The sequence below is a fragment of the Amycolatopsis acidiphila genome (assembly GCF_021391495.1).
GTDB classification, from domain to species: Bacteria; Actinomycetota; Actinomycetes; order Mycobacteriales; family Pseudonocardiaceae; genus Amycolatopsis_E; species Amycolatopsis_E acidiphila.
Genome location: NZ_CP090063.1, coordinates 351005 through 368819, shown reverse-complemented (window position 1 = coordinate 368819; position 17815 = coordinate 351005). Strand labels below are relative to the sequence as shown.

21 protein-coding genes are annotated in these 17815 nt (G+C 70.0%); 9 read left to right on the top strand and 12 right to left on the bottom strand.

Going from position 1 to position 17815, the window contains the following annotated elements; all coding sequences use genetic code 11:
* Window positions 1–75 precede the first annotated feature (75 nt).
* The 7 genes from LWP59_RS01885 to LWP59_RS01855 are packed head-to-tail and all read right to left on the bottom strand — an operon-like array spanning window position 76 to window position 5158.
* Complete coding sequence (locus LWP59_RS01885; protein WP_144632981.1) at window positions 76–744, bottom strand: AAA family ATPase; 669 nt, start codon at window positions 742–744, stop codon at window positions 76–78.
* On the bottom strand, window positions 745–1125 hold the full coding sequence (locus tag LWP59_RS01880; protein WP_229857981.1) for a TFIIB-type zinc ribbon-containing protein: 381 nt from the start codon (window positions 1123–1125) through the stop codon (window positions 745–747). It lies immediately after the preceding gene.
* A gap of 43 nt (window positions 1126–1168) precedes the next feature.
* A complete protein-coding gene (locus LWP59_RS01875; RefSeq protein WP_144632977.1) occupies window positions 1169–3397 on the bottom strand; it encodes an FtsX-like permease family protein in 2229 nt (742 codons plus the stop codon).
* The gene (locus LWP59_RS01870) at window positions 3394–4071 is read right to left on the bottom strand and encodes an ABC transporter ATP-binding protein (RefSeq protein WP_144632975.1); all 678 of its coding nucleotides are present in this window, start codon (window positions 4069–4071) and stop codon (window positions 3394–3396) included. The genes LWP59_RS01875 and LWP59_RS01870 overlap by 4 nt, the downstream gene beginning before the upstream one ends.
* The gene (locus LWP59_RS01865; RefSeq protein WP_186383026.1) at window positions 4068–4214 is read right to left on the bottom strand and encodes a hypothetical protein; all 147 of its coding nucleotides are present in this window, start codon (window positions 4212–4214) and stop codon (window positions 4068–4070) included. The genes LWP59_RS01870 and LWP59_RS01865 overlap by 4 nt, the downstream gene beginning before the upstream one ends.
* Window positions 4211–4735, bottom strand: a complete 525-nt coding sequence (locus tag LWP59_RS01860) for a PadR family transcriptional regulator (protein ID WP_144632973.1) — start codon at window positions 4733–4735, stop codon at window positions 4211–4213. The genes LWP59_RS01865 and LWP59_RS01860 overlap by 4 nt, the downstream gene beginning before the upstream one ends.
* A 57-nt stretch (window positions 4736–4792) precedes the next feature.
* Window positions 4793–5158: a VOC family protein gene (locus LWP59_RS01855; RefSeq protein ID WP_144632971.1), complete on the bottom strand. Its 366-nt coding sequence runs from the start codon at window positions 5156–5158 to the stop codon at window positions 4793–4795.
* Between the two features lie 85 nt (window positions 5159–5243).
* On the opposite strand from LWP59_RS01855, the gene LWP59_RS01850 reads away from it, so the two are divergent.
* From LWP59_RS01850 to LWP59_RS01840, 3 genes are all read left to right on the top strand, one after another.
* Window positions 5244–5705: a CGNR zinc finger domain-containing protein gene (locus tag LWP59_RS01850; protein ID WP_144632969.1), complete on the top strand. Its 462-nt coding sequence runs from the start codon at window positions 5244–5246 to the stop codon at window positions 5703–5705.
* A gap of 191 nt (window positions 5706–5896) precedes the next feature.
* On the top strand, window positions 5897–6769 hold the full coding sequence (locus LWP59_RS01845) for an SMP-30/gluconolactonase/LRE family protein (protein ID WP_186383025.1): 873 nt from the start codon (window positions 5897–5899) through the stop codon (window positions 6767–6769).
* Entirely contained in the window at window positions 6760–7512 is a 753-nt protein-coding gene (locus LWP59_RS01840; protein WP_144632965.1) for an SDR family NAD(P)-dependent oxidoreductase, read from the top strand. Before LWP59_RS01845 ends, LWP59_RS01840 begins: the two co-directional genes overlap by 10 nt.
* Here LWP59_RS01840 and LWP59_RS01835 read toward each other — a convergent pair.
* Window positions 7509–8792 (bottom strand): DUF445 domain-containing protein, encoded by a 1284-nt coding sequence (locus tag LWP59_RS01835; RefSeq protein ID WP_144632963.1) that lies wholly within the window; start codon window positions 8790–8792, stop codon window positions 7509–7511. The two genes, LWP59_RS01840 and LWP59_RS01835, sit on opposite strands and share 4 nt — an antisense overlap.
* A gap of 29 nt (window positions 8793–8821) precedes the next feature.
* On the opposite strand from LWP59_RS01835, the gene LWP59_RS01830 reads away from it, so the two are divergent.
* The gene (locus LWP59_RS01830; protein ID WP_144632960.1) at window positions 8822–9988 is read left to right on the top strand and encodes a pyridoxal phosphate-dependent aminotransferase; all 1167 of its coding nucleotides are present in this window, start codon (window positions 8822–8824) and stop codon (window positions 9986–9988) included.
* 50 nt (window positions 9989–10038) lie between these two features.
* Here LWP59_RS01830 and LWP59_RS01825 read toward each other — a convergent pair whose 3' ends face one another.
* Window positions 10039–10590, bottom strand: coding sequence for an RNA polymerase sigma factor (locus LWP59_RS01825; protein WP_144632958.1), 552 nt, complete (start codon window positions 10588–10590; stop codon window positions 10039–10041).
* Window positions 10591–10949: 359 nt separating this feature from the next.
* Here LWP59_RS01825 and LWP59_RS01820 point away from each other — a divergent pair, with 359 nt between their 5' ends.
* Entirely contained in the window at window positions 10950–11771 is an 822-nt protein-coding gene (locus tag LWP59_RS01820) for a hypothetical protein (protein ID WP_144632956.1), read from the top strand.
* An 80-nt stretch (window positions 11772–11851) separates the two neighbouring features.
* A complete protein-coding gene (locus tag LWP59_RS01815) occupies window positions 11852–12007 on the top strand; it encodes a hypothetical protein (RefSeq protein WP_186383024.1) in 156 nt (51 codons plus the stop codon).
* 121 nt (window positions 12008–12128) lie between these two features.
* On the opposite strand, the gene yczR is transcribed toward LWP59_RS01815, so the two are convergent.
* Window positions 12129–13538 carry a MocR-like transcription factor YczR gene (yczR, locus tag LWP59_RS01810; protein ID WP_186383023.1) on the bottom strand — a complete coding sequence of 470 codons (1410 nt, stop codon included), beginning with the start codon at window positions 13536–13538 and terminating at the stop codon, window positions 12129–12131.
* Window positions 13539–13599: 61 nt separating this feature from the next.
* Here yczR and yczE point away from each other — a divergent pair, with 61 nt between their 5' ends.
* Entirely contained in the window at window positions 13600–14232 is a 633-nt protein-coding gene (gene yczE / locus LWP59_RS01805; protein ID WP_229857973.1) for a membrane protein YczE, read from the top strand.
* A 38-nt stretch (window positions 14233–14270) separates the two neighbouring features.
* Here the strand turns inward: yczE and LWP59_RS01800 are convergent, their stop codons facing one another.
* Window positions 14271–14798 (bottom strand): Clp protease N-terminal domain-containing protein, encoded by a 528-nt coding sequence (locus tag LWP59_RS01800; protein WP_144632952.1) that lies wholly within the window; start codon window positions 14796–14798, stop codon window positions 14271–14273.
* A complete protein-coding gene (locus LWP59_RS01795; protein WP_144632950.1) occupies window positions 14798–15007 on the bottom strand; it encodes a helix-turn-helix domain-containing protein in 210 nt (69 codons plus the stop codon). The genes LWP59_RS01800 and LWP59_RS01795 overlap by 1 nt, the downstream gene beginning before the upstream one ends.
* A 63-nt stretch (window positions 15008–15070) precedes the next feature.
* On the opposite strand from LWP59_RS01795, the gene LWP59_RS01790 reads away from it, so the two are divergent.
* Both LWP59_RS01790 and LWP59_RS01785 read left to right on the top strand, forming a co-directional pair.
* Entirely contained in the window at window positions 15071–15844 is a 774-nt protein-coding gene (locus LWP59_RS01790) for a hypothetical protein (RefSeq protein ID WP_144632949.1), read from the top strand.
* A 139-nt stretch (window positions 15845–15983) separates the two neighbouring features.
* On the top strand, window positions 15984–17804 hold the full coding sequence (locus LWP59_RS01785) for a multicopper oxidase family protein (RefSeq protein WP_144632947.1): 1821 nt from the start codon (window positions 15984–15986) through the stop codon (window positions 17802–17804).
* Window positions 17805–17815 lie beyond the last annotated feature (11 nt).

The following is a 17815-nucleotide window of genomic DNA, read 5'->3' as shown; positions in this document are numbered from 1 at the left end:
CTTGCAACCTTCGGGCGAGACCTGGGTCACGATCCGGGCGGCGTTCCCGCGGTTTGGGCGCGAGTGGCCGATCGGCTACTCCGATCGGGTGCGACGCCACGTCGACTCGTGAACCGGGTCCACAGTAGACAGGTCGTCGAACCAGGAGACCGTGTGGTCCACGGAAGCTTCGAGGGGCGTAGCGCTGGTGTCGAAGAGTCGAACGGGCGGCTGGAGGACCTCGGCGTGCTTGCGGAGCCAGTCGTTGAACCCGAGGGTTTCGGCAATGCGTGGCTCGTCCCACTCACGCCAGGCCGGACGCGCGCGGAGGCGTTCAGCAAGCACCTCGGGTTCGGCGATCAGGGCGAGGTAGTGGATGTCCGAGAACAACGCGCGTTCGGGCAGCGCCTCGAACTCGGGCGGCACGACGGTGCCACACAGGACGACGGGCCGGCCGTTCTGGGCGATCATCGCGGCCATCCGCAGCCAGGTGGCCCGGAAGGCCGGGTGGCCGTCGACGTCGTCACGCAGGCCGGCGGTCCACAGCACGTCCTGTTCGAGCACCACGGCCCGGCCGGCGAGGCGCGCGGCCAGCGCCGGACCGACCGTGGATTTCCCACCGCCGCTGGGTCCGGTCAGCGCGAACAGTGGCAGCCGCCGGAACGGCCAGCGGTGACCGCAGCGGTCGCACATCCTCGTCGTCCCCTCGACGAGCGGTACGTCCGCACGGTCACCGCAGGCCGGGCAGATCCGCGGGTCGAGCATCTAGTCGAACAGGTTCTCGAGGAAACTGCGCTTGCGGTGCCCTCGGTAGGGCCGCGGCGAGTCGCCGTAGTACGCGCCGCCGCCCTGGTACGGCCGGGACGAGTCGCCATAGCCGCCGCGGTACGGCCTCGGCGAATCACTGTGACCTCGGAACGGGCGCGGCGAGTCACCGTGCCCGCGGTACGGACCGGGCGAATCATCGTGGCCACCCCGGTAGGGCGGCGCCACCCCGCTGGGGGCCGGCCCCGGATACGGTGCCGGAGAGCCGTAGTAAGCGCTTTCCGCTCCCGCGATCTGCTCGAGCTCACCGCGGTCGAGGAAGATGCCCCGGCACCCCTCGCACTGTTCGAGGTGCACGCCGTTCTTGTCGACGGTTCGCATCACGTTCTGACATTTCGGACAAATCACTCTGCCAGAGTACGCATCATTCCATCCGCAGCGCCTCCAGCTTCGTCGCCGAGCGCAGCCCGGGCAGCGCGGCTCCCGTCACGGCGACCACCAGTACCACCGCCGCGCAGGCCATCAACACGATGAACGGCCCGTTGAGCAGCAGGTGGACGTCAGATGCGAGCACCCGCAGCATCAGTGCCGCGATCCCGACACCCGCGCCGACCGCGACGAGCACTCCGAACACGACCGGGATCGCGTTCTGCCACAGCAGGGAGCGGCCGAGGACGCCCCGCGACACACCGGCGGCACTCATCGCCGCCAGTGGCCGCCGCCGCTCACTGATCTGCCCGACGATCATCACGAGCATGCTGATCCCCGCGAGCACCATGGTCAGCAGCGCACCCGCGTAGAGCAGCCCTTGCATGGCCTGGACGGTTTCGGATCCGGTGCTGTCCGCTCCGGGGCCGCCGACCACCGACGCCCGCCACTCCAGCGTGGCCACCGCGGCCCGTAGCTGATCGAAGCCATCCGGCACCGTGGGATCGATCAGCGCCTTCAGGTCCAGGTAGCCGACCGGGACGCCGGGTGCGACACCTGGCGTGGCAAGAAGGTCCACCTCCGCGCTCGACTCGGCCGAGTGCGCGGTCTTGACGGCCGCGGGGACGGTGAAGGACCCACCCTCCCCCTCCCGGACCTGGTAAGACGCGCCGGGTGGCGAGTCGTTCAACCTGAAAACGTCGCCGTCGGAGCAGCTCGGCAGGCGATAGTCGTGTTCGAGCAGCGGGCACGGCGCGACGATCATGCTCGCGGATCCGCTCGGTCCGCCGAGCGAGACCCAGTTCTCGGGATACACGCCCTTGACGGCGGGAGCCTTCCCGACAGCGGCGATTGCCTCGTCCCGAGCCGAGGGATCGACGGAGATGATCGCGACCGTGGGGTCGTAGTAGCTCGCGTTGGCCTGCTGGGCGTTGGCGTTCACGGACCCGAGCAGCGTCTGCAGGGCGATCACCGCGGCGAGCACCACGACGACGCCCGCGATCACCCGGCTCGGCGTGCCGCTGTCCAACTGGAGCCGCCGCACTGCCAGCTGCCACGCCGGGAAGCCGCCGCGGAGGCGGCCGACCACGCGCTCGGTGACCCACGGCAGGAACGTCGGCACGCCGATCAGCAGCAGGACCGTGCCGAGCAGGACGAACGGCAGGAGGGCGCTCGGGCGGGCGGTCATGCCGAACAGCTTGTCCGGGAGCAGCAGGAGTACGCCGAGCACGACGAGCAGCAGGCGCCACCACAACCGGCGCCGGACGGGCGTGGACCGGCGGAACACCGCGAGCGGCTCGACGATCAGCCCGCGCAGCCCCAGCCAGGCCGTGCCGACGGTGATGACCGGGATGAGCACGAAGACGACGACCACCAGCTGCCACATCGGCACGAAGTCGGCGGGGAACACCGCCACCCCCGACACCTCCACGCTCGCCGCGAACGGCCGCACGACGAGGAACAGCAGCAATCCCAGCAATGCACCGAACGCGGCTCCGACCAGGGCCTCCGCGGCTGCGATCCGCCGGACCTGGGCGGCACCGGCGCCGGCGAGCCGCAACGCGGACAGCCGTCGTTCCCGTTCGGCACCGGCGATCCGGCTGGAGCTCGCGACGAAGACGAGCATGGGGATGAGCAGGACCAGTACGCCGATCGTGCCGAGCATGATCAGTTGTGGTGGCAGGTTCTCCACGCCGGACGCTTTGCCGAAGCCGTACACGGACTCCACGTCGCGCGAGGTCCGCAGCCCAGTGGCACCCGCGTACGCGCGCAGCTCGTTCGGCCCCGCCAGCCCGTCCCGGCCGATGGTGCCGACGATCTGCTGGCTGAACATCGCGCGGGTCTTCGGATCTGCCGCGATCTTCGCCGCGAGCGCCGGGGAGACGACGATCTGGCCCGGGCCCGGGAGCGCCGCGAGACCCGGCGGGACGGGCGCACCGGGCCCGGCTGGTTCGACGTAGTCGACGGTGGTGTCCCAGTCGACCTGCTGCCCGCCGACGAGGTAGAGCGGGGTGGCCTGGGTCGCCGTCGTGTCGGGCTCCCGCGCCGCGAGCCGGTCCCCGCGGTCACTCAGGGCAGATGCCGCTGTCACCACCAGCAGCAGGACCGCTGTGGCCAGGCCGATCCCGATGGTGGTCAGCACGAGCCGGAGCAGTGCCGCCTTCAGGGTCCGGCCGCCCCCGACGGCCAGCCGGACCCCGAGGGCCAGGTCCATGAGACGGTTCACGCCACCGCCACCTGCTGCCTGGTCTTGCCGTCACGCACGACGACCTCGCGGTCGGAGTACGCGGCGACGCGCGCTTCGTGGGTGACCAGGACGACGGCGGCGCCGGAATCCTTGGCCGCGCCCACCAGGAGCCGCATGATGCGCTCGCCGTTGAGGGAGTCGAGCGCGCCGGTCGGCTCGTCGGCGAAGATCACCTTCGGCCCGGTGACCAGCGCGCGGGCGATCGCGACGCGCTGCCCCTGGCCACCGGACACCTCACCCGGCCGTTTGGGCCCGAGCGCATCGACCTCCAGTCGCGCCATTGTCTCGGTCGCGATGGCTTCGGCCTTCCTGCGGCGCATGCCCGCCAGGCGCAGTGGCAACGCCACGTTCTCCAGACAGCTGAGCTCGGGCACGAGCTGACCGAACTGGAAGACGAACCCGAACTCGTCCCGGCGCAGGGCGGTGCGCTCGGCGTCGGACAGGTCGGCGAGGTCCTTGCCCTGGTAGAGCACCGACCCGCCGTCGGGACGGACGATGCCGGCCAGGCAGTGGAGCAACGTCGACTTGCCGGAGCCCGACGGCCCCATCACGGCGACCACCTCGCCACCGTCGATCTCGAAGCTCGCGTCGATCAGGGCCTCGGTGGGGCCGAACGACTTGTGCAGTGCGGCGGCCGTCAGCAGGGAGGTCATGCGATTGCCTCCTCGAGGCTGGCAGGCTCGGGGGAGGACAGCTCGGGACGCGGTGACGCCACCTCGATGCTGGTGCCGGCACTCGTGAAGCCCCGGCGAACCGGGCGGGAGGGTTCCGTGGTGACGCCGGTCAGGTCGATCACGTGCGGACCTCCTCGGCGAGCTCGCCCAGTCGGGCGGCCGTGAGCTCGAGCCAGCGCAGGTCCGCTTCCAGGTGGAACAGGGCGTGATCGCAGATCAGGGCGTCCGCCAGGTCGCCGTTCGTCTTGCGGGCGGTCAGCTCGCGCATGGTCTTCAGGTGCGCCGCCCGCTGCGTGTCGAGCACGTCGTCGGCGGCGCGGCCGGACAACAACGCCAGAACGACCTTGGTGTACAGCGTGTTCTGCAGGTAGAGCTCGGGCTTCTCGGGCGTGCCGAGCCACTTCTCGATGTCCGTCACGCCGGCATCGGTGATCGCGTAGCTCTTGCGCTCCGGCCCGCCGCCCGGCTCCACTCCGGACTCCGTCACGAGCCCGTTGCGCAACAACCGCGCGAGGGTCGCATAGACCTGCCCGTAGTGCAGCGGGCGCTCCAGGCCGAAGCGTTCGTCATAGGCACGCTTCAGCTCGTAGCCGTGCCGTGGCCCGCTTTCCAGCAGGCCGAGAAGTGTGTGTCCGATCGACATGCCCGGCACTATACACACAGTGTATAGCGCCTGTCTATACACCGTGTGCATAGTCGCTCAGCAGGCACAAAGGCAGAACGGATGTCCCACGGGATCGGCGTAGACGTGGAAGGTCGTGCCCCGGTCGTCGAGCAGTTTCGCGCCCACCGAAAGCGCCCGCTCCCGGCCGGCGACGAGGTCGGTGACGCCCAGATCGAGGTGCAACTGCTGCGGCACGTCCTGCCCCGGCCACTGCGGGGGGCGGTAGTTCTCGACACACTGGAAGGAGATCTTCACGCCGCCCGGGCCGGGCAGATCGACCCAGTGCCCGTCGGGATCCGCCTCGGGCTCGCCCCAGTCGAGCAGCGCGGCGTAGAAATCCGCGAGCGCTCGCGGATCGGGGCAGTCGAGGACGACGCAGCGGAAGGTCGGGATCTCACTCATGTCCACTCCTCTCGATAACCAGTGAAGGGGAGTATGCGGGTTACGACAAACCGGGCGCAACCCGCATTCGCCCTACACTGGTTAAGTGACCGGCCCATCCGCGGATGCCTCGCTCGTCGTGGACTTCCTCAACACCCTCGACGTGGACGAGGACACCGACGTGCTGCGTCAGGCCGCGACCTGGCGTCAGTGGGCCGCAGAGCGCCGGCTCGCCGCGGACACCCTGCACGAGGCTCGTGTCGCCCGCGAAGCACTGCGTGCGGCGGTCGGCGACCCCGACGCCGAAGCCAAGCCACTCACGGTTTCCGTCCAGATCGAACTCGCGGCCGACGCTCCGGCCCTGACCGCGCCGGGAGCGGTCGGCGCCGTACTGGCCGCCGCCACCCGGCTGGCCGTGCTCGGCGAATGGGACCGGGTCAAGATCTGCCCGGCGGACGACTGCCGGTGGGCCTTCTTCGACCAGTCGCGCAACCGCTCGCGGACCTGGTGCTCGATGCGCGTCTGCGGGAATCGCCAGAAGGCCCGGTCATGGCGTGAGCGAAACTGACCCCGAACGAGTTACCCACAGACGGGCCTGTGGATAACCCTTCTAACTGTGGACAACCTGGCGAAACCGCAGGTCATACCAGGTGGACACATTCACCCGAGCGGCCCAGCCGCCAACCCCTGTGGATTACGTCGCCCCTCTGCTAGCGTGAAACTCTGATTTCACTGAGAAAACCGACCAGGGTGGTGACATTGGCCGGACCGTCTCCCTGCGAAGTCGTGATCGAGGCCAGTCCTGTTTCAACGGCGAAGGCCGAGCTGGGCGAGTCGCCCCTCTGGGCCGAGGGGGTCGGCCTGCGCTGGCTCGACGTTGCCGGGCAGCGGCTGCACACTCTCGATCCCGACGGCACGCACAGCTGCGTCGGGCTTTCCACCCGGGTGACAGCCGTGGAACTGGGCCCGGGCGCGGAACTGCTGGCCGTCACGACGAACGGCTTCGGCTGGCTGGACGCGGAATCCGGCCGGGTCGAGCAGTTCGCAGATGTCGTGGCGGCACCGGTTTCGATGAACGACGGCGGTATCGACGCGAAAGGCCGTTGCTGGGCCGGATCCGCCGTCCGCGACGGCAGCCGGCGTGGGGCGTTGTACCGCCTCGACGGCAACGGAGTCACGACACATCTGGAAAAGCTCGCCATGTCCAACGGCATCGACTGGTCCCCGGCGGGAGACGAGCTCTACCACGTCGACAGCACGGCCGGAACCGTCACGGCCTGGGAGTTCCACCTCGACTCGGGCGAGCTCGACATGCCACGGCTGGTGCGGCGTCTGCCCGACGGGCCCTGCCTGCCCGACGGCCTGACGGTCGATGAGAGCGGTGACATCTGGCTCGCGGTCTGGGGATCGGGCCAGGTGTGGTGCATCGACCCGGAGACCGGCGAGACGACTGCGGTCGTCCGAGTGCCTGCGACCTGCCCGACGAGCTGCGCCTTCGGCGGCCCCAACCTGTCCACCCTGTACATCACGACTGCCGACACCGATGGCACCGGCGGCCTGCTCTATGCCGCCCCGGTACCCGCCCGCGGTCTTCTTCCCCATCGCTTCTCCGGAGGTGTCCCATGCGCGTAGCACTGGTGACCGGCGCGTCCCGCGGGATCGGCGCCGCTTCGGCCCGCCGCCTGGCCAAGGACGGCATGGCCGTCGCGATCAACAGCTATCCCGACGGCGATATGCTGGCGCACGCCAAGGAGGTCGCCGAGGACATCCGGTCCTCGGGGGGCGAGGCGGCCGTCTTCGCGGCGGACATAACCGACGCCGACGCGGTCGACGAGATGTTCAGCGACTGCGAACAGCAGCTCGGACCGGTCAGCGCGCTCGTCCTCAACGCCGCCGCCACCGGGCGGCTGCCGTGGGACGAGATCAGCGAAGCGGCCTGGGACAAGGTGTCCGAGGTGAACCTCAAGGGTGCGTTCCTGTGCTGCCGCCGGGCTTTCGGCGGCGCGCACGGGCAGGACGGCGGCGCGATCGTCACCATCAGCAGCGTGCAGGCGAAGCTCGGCGCCCCCCAGTCACTGCACTACACGACGACGAAGGCCGGCATCCTCGGCTTCACCCGCGCGCTCGCCCGCGAGCTGGGCTCCCGCGGCATCCGGGTCAACGCCGTCATGCCGGGCGCGATCCAGACCGAGGAGGAGCTGGAGTCGTTCCCCGACCAGGAGGACGTGAGCCGGCGCGTGCTGGACAACCAGATGCTGCAACGCCGCGGCCTGGCCGACGACATCGCCGGCACGGTCAGCTTCCTGCTCAGCCCGGACAGCGGGTTCATGACCGGGCAGACCCTGTGCGTCGACGGCGGGTGGGTGCTGCTCTAGAAGATCGCGGTCGCGATCGAGTAGATCACCAGGCCCGCGAGCGCGCCGACGACAGTGCCGTTGATGCGGATGAACTGCAGGTCCCGGCCGACCTGTAGCTCGATCTTGCGGGAGGTCTCCTCGGCGTCCCACCGTTCCACGGTGTCGGTGATGATCGTGGTGATCTCGCTCGAGTAGTTGGTGACCAGGTACGCCGCCGCGCCCTCGACCCAGCCGTCCACTTTGGACCGCATACCCTCGTCGGTGATGAGGCGCTCGCCCAGCGAGCACAGGCCTTCGCGCACCCGGCGGCGCAGCTCGCTCGACGGGTCCTCGGCCGCGGCCAGGAGCATGCCCTTCGCGGTGGTCCACGCCGAGCCGATCAGCTTCTGCACGTCCGGGTGCTCGAGGATCTGCTGCTTGACCTGCTCCGCGCGCGCCATGGTGTCGGCGTCCTTCTGCAGGTCCTGCGCGAACTCGCCGAGGAACTTGTCCAGCGCCAGCCGCATCGGGTGGTTCACGTCCGTCTTCACCGCCCACGCGAACGACAGCACCTCGCCGTACACCTTGTCCGCCAGCATCGCGTCCACGAACTTCGGCGACCAGGTCGGCGCGCGTTCGGACACGACGCGCAGCACGGTGGCGTGGTTGTCACGCACCCACTCGTACGAGCGGTCACACATCAGGTCCACGAGCTTGTAGTGCGCGCCGTCGGCGAAGACCTGCTCGAGCAACTTGCCCAGCGGCGGCCCCCACGGCTGGTCGACCACCCGGCGCACGACGGCCTGCTCCATCACGGCCTGCACGTCCTCGTCGCGGAGCACCGTGACCAGGCCGCGCACGACCGTCGCCAGTTCGGAGGTGACGCGCTCGGCGTTGTCGGGCTGGGACAGCCACTCCCCCAGCCGTCGGGAGATCTCCGCCCGGCGCAGCTTGTCCCGCACCACCTGCTCGGACAGGAAGTTCGCGCCCACGAAGTCGCCCAGGCTGCTGCCCAGCGCGTTCTTCTTGTGCGGGATGATCGCGGTGTGCGGGATCGGGATCCGAAGCGGATGCCGGAACAGCGCGGTCACGGCGAACCAGTCGGCCAGCGCGCCGACCATGCCGGCCTCCGCAGCGGCCCGGACGTACCCGACCCAGCCGGACCAGCCGGCGGCCTCGGCCCAGCTGGTCAGCGCGAACACGACCGTCGCCCCGACCAGGAAGGACAGGGCGACCAGTTTCATCTTGCGCAGCCCGCGCCGTTTGGCCTGCTCGTCGGCCAGGCCACCGGGTGGGTCGGCGAGGGTTGTTTGCTCCACACCCCCATTGTCCGTGAGGATCGGGAATTATGCGCGTACCAGCTCTCGTTCCTCGCCTGCGACCCTTCACCTCGACCATCTTCGCCGAGATGACGGCGCTCGCGGTCCGCACCGAATCGATCAACCTAGGCCAGGGCTTCCCGGACACCGACGGTCCCGCGGGCATGCTCGAAGCCGCGAAGAACGCCTTGTACGGCGGGGCGAACCAGTACCCACCAGGTCCGGGCCGTCCCGAACTCCGGGCGGCGATCGCACGGCATCGGGCGCGCTACGGGCTCGAGTACGACCCGGACACCGAGATCCTCGTCACGGCCGGCGCCACGGAGGCCATCACCGCGGCCGTGCTCGCCCTGACCGAGCCGGGCGACGAGGTGATCGTGATCGAGCCGTACTACGACTCGTATCCGGCGGCGGTCGCGATGGCGGGCGCGACGCGGCGGGTGGTCTCCCTCGTCGAAGGCGCGGACGGCCGGTTCCTGCTCGACGTGCCCGCGCTGCGGGCCGCGGTCACGCCCGCGACGAGGGCGATCCTGGTCAACTCCCCGCACAACCCGACGGGCACGGTGTTCACCGAGGCCGAACTGTCGGCGATCGCGGAACTGTGCGTGAAGAACGACATCATCGCGATCACCGACGAGGTGTACGAGCACCTCGTGTACGACGACGCCGAGCACCGTCCGCTGGCCGACTTCCCGGGCATGCGCAGCCGGACGGTGTCGATCTCGAGTGCGGGCAAGACGTTCAACTGCACGGGCTGGAAGATCGGCTGGGTCTGCTCGACGCCCGAACTGGTCGCAGCGGTGAAGGCGGCGAAGCAGTTCATCACCTTCGTGTCGGGCGGACCGTTGCAACCGGCGGTCGCGCACGCGCTGGACAACGAGCTGGCCTGGGTCGACGGGCTCCGGGAGTCACTGGCGGTCAAACGCGACCGGTTGTCGGCCGGGCTGGTGGAGGCCGGGTTCACCGTGCATCCGAGCTTGGGCACCTACTTCGTCTGCGCGGACGTCCGGCCGTTGGGCTATTCGGACGCCACCCAGCTCGCGTGGCAGCTGCCCGAACGCGTCGGGGTGGTGGCCGTTCCGGTCAGTGTCTTCACGGATCACCCGGACGAGTGGAAGCACCTACTGCGGTTCGCTTTCTGTAAGCGGGACGAAGTGCTCGACGAGGGCATCACGCGACTGCACAAGCTGCGCTGATCCGGCGAGGCTTCACGAGCGGAGCCGCGTTCGCACGCGGTCTGTGTGCGTCAGGCGTGGTCGTAGCCCTGCGCCTCCAGGGCACGGCGGAGCCGGTCGAGCGCACGGCGGCGGAGCGGGCCGATCGTGCCGGGCGCGACGCCCAGTTTCGCCGCGATCTCCACGTGGGTGAGCCCTGCGGGGTCCGCGAGCAGGTGCATCAGCTCGCGGTGCCGTTCCGGCAGGCGCTCGATCGTCTGCCACAGCACACGGTCCCGTTCCACGGTCAGCGTCGCGGCCTCCGGCGACCGCTCCGCGTCATGCGGTTCCTGGTCGGCGCAGGGAATCTCGCGGCGGCGCGCGGTCAGGATCCGCAGCGCCTGGCGCCGCGCCGTCGTCGCGAGCCAGGATGGAAGGCGCGCCGGGTCACGCAGGCCGGTGGGCAGTTGCGCGAGCTTCAGCCAGGTGCTCTGACAGACGTCGAAAGCGTCGGCCTCACCCAGCCGGTAGGACCGGGCGATCCTCAGCACCAGGGCGGAAAGCGCGCGCACGAGAATGCGCCACGCCACCTCGTCACCCTCCGCCGCCCGGCTGAGCAACTCGCCGAAATCGAGTTCTGCCATCGTCCGCGTCTCCGTCTCGCCGCTTCGCCACTCCACGGAGTTACGACGCGACGGACCGCAGCACGGCTCCGCAAAGACGCAGGTCAGTCCATAGTTGAGTAATCATACTCAGGCGCCGTGCAACATCGGCGCTGCAAAGTGCGATACCCAGAGTGATCATTCTCTGGTTAGATGCACGCAAGCCGGTAGCTCTTTTCGGCCGTCTGGGGTGGATCGGAAGCTTTCGAGGTGAAACACTCGCCAGCGATGCTAGAAATGGGCCGGCTCCACGTGGTGGATGACCAGGTCGAATGACACGTCGACAAGATCAACTCAGAGCTCACCCGGACTGAGCCGAGGCCCGGATGGTGGTGATGGCGGTGACGGACGCAGAAGCCACGCACCGCGCCGTCCCGCTCTGGGCCAAGGTGCTCCTGGCCGCGGGCTTCGCCGTCGCCGGCTGGCTGTTCGCCGGACTGCTCGGCGGCCTCACCGCGTCCGCCGACGAGGCACCGCAGGGGGACCAGTACACCCCCGCGAAGCATCACGAGCACGCTCCCGCGCAGGGCGGGCTCCTCGGCGGTCTGCTCGACACCACGCTGACCACCCTCGTGAGCACCGTCGACCAGGTCACGACCACGGTGAACACGACCGTGAACACTGTCACCAGCAGCGTCGACACGCTCACCACCACCGTGACGGCGACGACCGACGCCGTCGTCCAGCCGGTCGCCTCCACGCTCATCGCGCCGCTCACGTCGGCTCCGAAGCAGCAGGAGACGACCGCGAGCACCGTGACCAAGACCGAGACGCGCATCGCGACCGTGCCGCAGGAGACGGTGCCGGCCGCCGCTCCGGCTCCGCGCAGCGCGCCGGCCCTGCCGGCGACGGTCGTGGCCGAGCAACCGGTGAAACACGATCAGCTGCCCTCGCCCGCCGTCGCGCCGAAGACGCAGGCGCCGGCCTCCGACCACTTGGTGCAGGCAAAGAACAACCAGCCCGTGCCGGCGCCGAGCGCGCCGGGTGGTCAGTCCTGTAGCGCCGTCGCCGCACACGACGGCGGCGGCAACTCCAAGCACTCGCCGGCGATCCTCGGTGCCCGCACCGGCGTCGCACAACTCGCGTCGATCGGCGTTCCCCGCCGGCACGCGCAGGTCGACAACAGCCGTGACGCGGCGTTGCCGACCACCTCTCCTGACTGACCCCGCCTCGGTTCCGCAGGCGACCCGCGCCCAAAACAAGATCAACTTCGCGGGCATTCCTTTGACCGAGGGGCTTTTTCGTGCACACCACCATGCTTCCCGACCGGCCGATCGCGCCCGGCCGGTTCGGGCTCGGGTTCCGGCGCCGCGTTGCCCCCGCGACGCCGGAATCGGGCACGCCTCGGGCGCTCCTGCTCACCGCGCCGAGCAGGGGCAACTGCCCGATGCGCGCCTAGCCGCGGGGTCTGCCGGCACGTCGAGGGGCGGTGCCGGCAGGCCCGGGCGGCGCAACGACAGCCGGTGCGCCGGATGACCACCTCTTTCCCTGGAGCGACTCATCCGGCGCACCGGCTGTTCTCATGTCACGGGGACGGCCTGCGTGCCGCCTCGGACTGATTCCGCGGCGAGGCTGATGCGCCGCATCGCCTCGTCGAGGCGGTCGGGCGGTTGCGAGAACGGCAGGCGGATCCAGCGTTCGAGGCCGCCGTGGGCGCCGAAGCGCGAGCCCGGCGCCAGCAGCACGCCGCGGCTCGCCGCGGCGACCGCCAGCCGGGTGCTCATCGGCTCCGGAAGCTTGCACCACAACCAAAAACCACCGCCGGGGAACCGGAATGTCCACTCTGGACAGTAGGCGCGGACGGCGTCGGCGAGCGCATCCCGTTGCTGCCGAATGCCTTCGCGCCGGCGGCGCAACGGCTCCGGATCGGCGAGCAGCTCCGAAAGCACCAGTTGCTCGAACACCGGCGAGCCGAGGTCGAGCCCGAACCGCGCCGAGGACAGGCGCGCCAGCACGTCCTCCGACGCGCGCATCCAGCCGATGCGCAACCCGCCCCAGTGCGATTTCGACGACGTGCCGACGAGGATCGACCAGTCCCCGGCGGCGAAAGGCCTTGGCGCGACAGCATTCGTGAAGTCCAGCTCGACGAGCGTCTCGTCGACGACCACCGATGTCCGCGCCTTCGTCAGCAGCGCCGCGAGCCGTTCCCGGCCCGCGTCGTCCATGCGCAGGCCGGTCGGGTTGTGGAAGTCGAGGATCAGGTACGCCAGCCGCGGCGCCGCCTGCCGCAGCGCCGCTTCGATGCCCTCGAAGTCCCACCCGTCCTCGCCGAGCGCGACGGGTACGGGCAGTGCGTGCGCGGCGCGGATGGCTTCCAGCGTGTTCGGATACGTCGGTTGCTCGACGAGCACCCGGTCCCCGGGATTGGCGAGCATCCGCAGTGCCAGCACGAACGCGTGATGCGCGCCGTTGGTGATCATGATCTGCGCCGGCGACGTCGGCAGGCCACGCTCGGTGTAGCGCTGCGCGAGCCGCTCCCGCAGCACGAGCAGACCGCGCTCGCCGTAGCCCGTGCCGCCGAGCTCGTCGACCAGCAGCCGCCGCGCGGCGTCGACGGCATTGATCATGCCGGGGACCGCGGGCGCCGAGGCGCAGACCAGGTCGATGTCCTCGGTTTCCGTCGGGTAGATCGGCGCCGAGCCCTCGCTGCGCGGCGACGTGACCCACGACCCGGCGCCGCGGCGACTCGCGACCAAACCGTTCTCGCGCAACCGGTCCAGCGCCGCGCCGATCAGCGTGCGGCTCGCGCCGAGCGCCTCGGCGAGCTCGCGTTCCGCCGGCAGCTGGGTGCCGACGGGCAGGTGACCGTCGAGCACCTGGAGCTCGATGGCCGAGGCGAGCGCGACCGCCCCCTGCCGGGAGCCACGGCGCCACGATCCCAGCAAGGTGGCCAACCGTTGGCCCGATATCCGCCCGCCGTAGGTGTTCATAAGACCAATAGTTGCACATTGGCTCTGGATAACCAGGCCAATGGCGCCGCATTATCGTCAAGTGGCTTCAATCGAACTCGATCCGGTGCGGGTGAGCGTCAGTCCCGTGCGCCGGTTCCCCCAACTGCTACTGGGGCTTGCGCTGTACGGCGCCAGCATGGCGATGATGACCAGGGCGGGCCTCGGTCTCGATCCGTGGGACGTACTGCACGACGGCCTCACCAGGCGCACCGGGCTCACGTTCGGCACGGTCGTCGCGATCGCGTCGGCCGGCGTGCTCCTGCTCTGGATCCCGCTGCGGCAGCGGCCGGGAATCGGCACCGTGCTCAACGTCGTCGTCATCTCGGTCACCGTCGACCTCGTGCGCGCGGTACTGCCGCCGCAACACAGCCTCTGGTCGCAGATCCCACTGCTGGCCGGCGGCATCGTCCTCAACGGCCTGGCCACCGCCGCTTACGTCGGGACCCGCCTCGGGCCCGGCCCGCGCGACGGCCTGATGACGGGCCTGAGCGCACGGACCGGGCTGTCGGTCCGGCTGACCCGCACCGGGCTCGAGGTCGCCGTACTGGTGGCGGGCTGGCTGCTGGGCGGGAGCGTCGGAGTGGGGACGGTGCTCTACGCCGCCGCGATCGGCCCGCTCACGCAAGCGTTTCTGCCGTTCGTTGTGTGGCGCCATCCGGCCATGAAGAGCTGAACTCGGGCTGCATACGGTCCACAAACCCCACGGACCGTTCAGGAGAGCGCCTGTCGCAGCCTGGGGGCATCCACGTCGAAGCGGGCCAGCACGTCGGCGGCGGGGCCGCGCAGGACGGTCAGCGCGACCAGGATGTGCTCGGACCCCAGCTCCTTCCCGCCCGCCCGCACCACTTCCTTGATCGTCAGCTCCAAGGTCTTCTTCGAGTCGTCCGCGAAGGGGATGTGCTTGCGTTTCGCGCTCCGGCCGGTACCCGCCAGTGCCGACGGGCCGTGGACCTCCTCGATCCGGTCGATGATCCGTTCGACATCGATGCCGAACTCGCCCAGCGCCTCGGCGTCGGCCTCGCTGATACCGCCGCGGCGACGGACGCGACCCGCCTCGGCGGCGACGTCGTCGACCGACACGCCGAGGCTGGTCAGCAGCCGTGACGCCTTGCTCTCCGGCGCCCGCATCATCGCGGCCAGCAGGTGCAGGGACGTGATCTCGGCAGCGCCGACTTCCGCCGCGTCGCGCTGCGCCTCGACGACGACCTCGCGGGCATCCCCGGTGAACCTCTCGAACATCAGTTGCCTCCGTGTTTCTTGTGCACGGCCTGCCGGCTCACCCCGAGCTCGGCGGCGATCTCCTGCCAGGACCAGCCCTGCACACGCGCGCTGCGCACCTGCACGGCCTCGAGTTGCTCCAGCAGCCGGCGCAGGGCGGCGACGGCCCGCAGCCCCACCCGGGGGTCGCGATCGCCCGCGCGGGCGGCCAGGTCGGTTGCCTCAGTCATAGTGTCAACTTACGTTGACACTATCGCCATGTCAACCTTGGTTGACGGACGTACGCTCACGACGTGCCCACGATCAAGGTCGCCGAGCAGGCAGGCGTCGGCGTCGACGGGAAGCCCAGGCCCACCGAGGATCACGTGGTCGTCCTCGACCAGGCGGTCGTACTGCTGGACGGCGCCACCTCGCCGAGTCCCGAGCTGCCCTCGGGAGGCTGGTACGCGGGGTTGCTCGCGGAGGAACTGGCCGGCGCACTGCGGGCGAAGCCGGACGGGGACCTGAGGCTGTTGCTGGCCGACGCCATCGCGACCGTCGCGGGAACGCACGACCTGCGCGTGGCAGCGTCGCCGTCGAGCACAGTCGCCATGCTCCGGTGGAGCAGTGACCACGTAGATGGACTTGTGCTCGCCGACAGCCCGATCGTCGCGTTCGGCCCCGCCGGCGCCGACCCGCTCACCGACGACCGCCTCGCCCTGCTGCGCGGCGCAGGACAGCTCAACACGACCGCCGAGGTCCAGGCGTTGCGCAACCAGCCGGAGGGGTTCTGGGTGGCCGAGGCCGATCCCGCGGCGGCCTCATACGCCCTGTGCCGCAGCTGGCCGCGGACCGCGCTGGACGCGGTGGTCCTGGCGTCGGACGGCGTGTCCGTCGGGATCGACGACTACGGCCTCTTCGACTGGCCGCACGTCCTGACCACTGCCCGCGAGCGCGGCCTGCTCGCCGTTCTGGAAGCGGTACGGGAAGCCGAGAGCAGTGATCCGGACGGTGATCGCTGGCCTCGCCCGAAGCGGCACGACGACCAGGCGCTCGTCCTCGTCGACTTCACCGATCACGCCGGATAGCCCGCCCCACGTATCTGGGCGGCGGCGGACCGCCTCTTGCCGAATACGGCCGCTTCCCGGCGGCCGCACTGGGGGCGGGGGAGCAAATCGTTGCGTGGCAACAGGTACTCCCCTGCGTGAAAAAACAGGGAGGACACCGATGACTGAGGTCATCGTCCAGCCGACGCAGGTCACCGCACCTGACTTCGGTCTCACCAAGTTCCTCGACCCGCTGCGCATCCCGTCGGTCATCGGACCGCATCTGTGGTGGCGCCAGGAGGAGATCACCGTCCGGGCCCGCCGCACGCAGGTCCGGCTGCACTCGCAACTGCCCGAGACGGAGGTCTGGGCCTACGAGGGGGAGTTTCCCGGACCGACCATCGAAGTCCGCAGCGGCAAGCGGTTGCGGGTCGCGTGGACCAACGACGTCGACGGCCGCATGCCGCTGGTCGCCGTGCAGGGGCCGATCGCGCAGGCGCCGGGCAACGTGCCCGGCGGCTACCGCGACGCCCAGGGCAACCTGCTGCCCGGCTTCTCGATCATCGACGGCGTGGCCGACTTGCCTGCGTGGCAGGTGGTGCACCTGCACGGCGCGATGACGAACGGCGGCAACGACGGCTGGGCGCACAATGCGATCCTGCAGGATCACGCGCAGCTGACCGAGTATCCGAACGGCCAGCAGTCGACGACGATGTGGTACCACGACCACGCCATGGCCGTGACCCGCTTCAACGTCCACGCGGGCCTGGCCGGGATGTACCTGATCCGAGACGCCGAGGAGGACGCGCTCGACCTGCCACACGGCAGGCATGAGATCCCGCTGATCCTGTGTGACCGCAACCTCGACACCGATCCGGTCACCGGCGCGCTCACCGGCCGGCTGCTGTACAAGATCGCCGTCGCGCCCAGCGGGGCGCCGATCCCGTTCACCGGTCCGTTCAACCTCGTCAACGGGGTCATCTGGCCGCACCTCGAAGTGGACACGCGCTGGTACCGGTTCCGCGTGCTCAATGCGTCCAACGCGCGCTTCTACCAGCTCAACCTGGTCGACGAGGCGGGCGTGAAGCACAACGAGGCAGTCCGGATCATCGGCACCGACGGCGGCCTGCTGCCGGCGCCGGCCGAACTGCCCACGGCGGGCCTGACGCTCGCCCCGGCCGAGCGGGCGGACGTGCTGATCGACTTCAGCCGCTTCGCAGGCAAGCGGTTACGGCTGACGGACACGAGCGTGCCGGGCCCGACCGAGCCGGACCTGCTGGAGTTCCGGGTCGAGGACTCGGCGCGGCACGACCCGTTCCGGCTGCCGGAGCGGCTCTCGAGGTCGTACGTCCGGCTGCAGCACGGCACGACGGTGCCCGAGGACCACGACCACGTGTTCGTCGGGCTGGTACCGCCGGGCACGGCGGGTGAGGCGCATCCGCAGATGTGGGAGCTGCGCGAACTCACCGAGGCGCCGCCCACGCTGCCCGCACCGGGGATCCTGCAGCTCAAGGACCCCTCGACCGGCGCGGTGCGGACGTTCGAGAAGGTCGCGAGCCTGTTCGACGACACGACCACGTTCTTCATCGACCACGGCCGGTGGGCCATCTGGAACCTGATCCACCTCGGCGGTCCCACCCACCCGATCCACATCCACCTGACGCAGTTCCAACTGCTGACGCGGAAGCAGTTCCCGCTGGTGCAGGGCAACGTGGCCGGTTTCGACGTGGCGGCCGGCGGTACTACCGCGCCGCTGGAGGCGCCGCCGGACGGGCGGCCGATCGAGAAGTACGAGGAGGGCTGGAAGGACACCTTCCAGGTCCAGGCCGGTGAGTGGGTGACGGTCGCCGGGCACTTCGAGGGGGCGACCGGCGAGTTCATGTACCACTGCCACATCCTCGACCACGAGGACGAGGGCATGATGCGGCCGTTCGTCGTGCACCCGCCCGAGGTCGCGAAGTTCCACCTGCACCCGGGAGGTTCGGGCCACGGCGGGCACTGACCGGCAGGACT

What these genes read in the sequence shown, in the direction of transcription:
- LWP59_RS01885 (WP_144632981.1), bottom strand. Translation starts at nt 744, where the DNA reads ATGCTCGACCCGCGGATCTGCCCGGCCTGCGGTGACCGTGCGGACGTA.
- LWP59_RS01880 (WP_229857981.1), bottom strand. Translation starts at nt 1,125, where the DNA reads ATGCGAACCGTCGACAAGAACGGCGTGCACCTCGAACAGTGCGAGGGG.
- LWP59_RS01870 (WP_144632975.1), bottom strand. Translation starts at nt 4,071, where the DNA reads ATGACCTCCCTGCTGACGGCCGCCGCACTGCACAAGTCGTTCGGCCCC.
- LWP59_RS01860 (WP_144632973.1), bottom strand. Translation starts at nt 4,735, where the DNA reads ATGTCGATCGGACACACACTTCTCGGCCTGCTGGAAAGCGGGCCACGG.
- LWP59_RS01855 (WP_144632971.1), bottom strand. Translation starts at nt 5,158, where the DNA reads ATGAGTGAGATCCCGACCTTCCGCTGCGTCGTCCTCGACTGCCCCGAT.
- LWP59_RS01840 (WP_144632965.1), top strand. Translation starts at nt 6,760, where the DNA reads ATGCGCGTAGCACTGGTGACCGGCGCGTCCCGCGGGATCGGCGCCGCT.
- LWP59_RS01830 (WP_144632960.1), top strand. Translation starts at nt 8,822, where the DNA reads ATGCGCGTACCAGCTCTCGTTCCTCGCCTGCGACCCTTCACCTCGACC.
- LWP59_RS01825 (WP_144632958.1), bottom strand. Translation starts at nt 10,590, where the DNA reads ATGGCAGAACTCGATTTCGGCGAGTTGCTCAGCCGGGCGGCGGAGGGT.
- yczR (WP_186383023.1), bottom strand. Translation starts at nt 13,538, where the DNA reads ATGAACACCTACGGCGGGCGGATATCGGGCCAACGGTTGGCCACCTTG.
- LWP59_RS01800 (WP_144632952.1), bottom strand. Translation starts at nt 14,798, where the DNA reads ATGTTCGAGAGGTTCACCGGGGATGCCCGCGAGGTCGTCGTCGAGGCG.
- LWP59_RS01795 (WP_144632950.1), bottom strand. Translation starts at nt 15,007, where the DNA reads ATGACTGAGGCAACCGACCTGGCCGCCCGCGCGGGCGATCGCGACCCC.
- LWP59_RS01785 (WP_144632947.1), top strand. Translation starts at nt 15,984, where the DNA reads ATGACTGAGGTCATCGTCCAGCCGACGCAGGTCACCGCACCTGACTTC.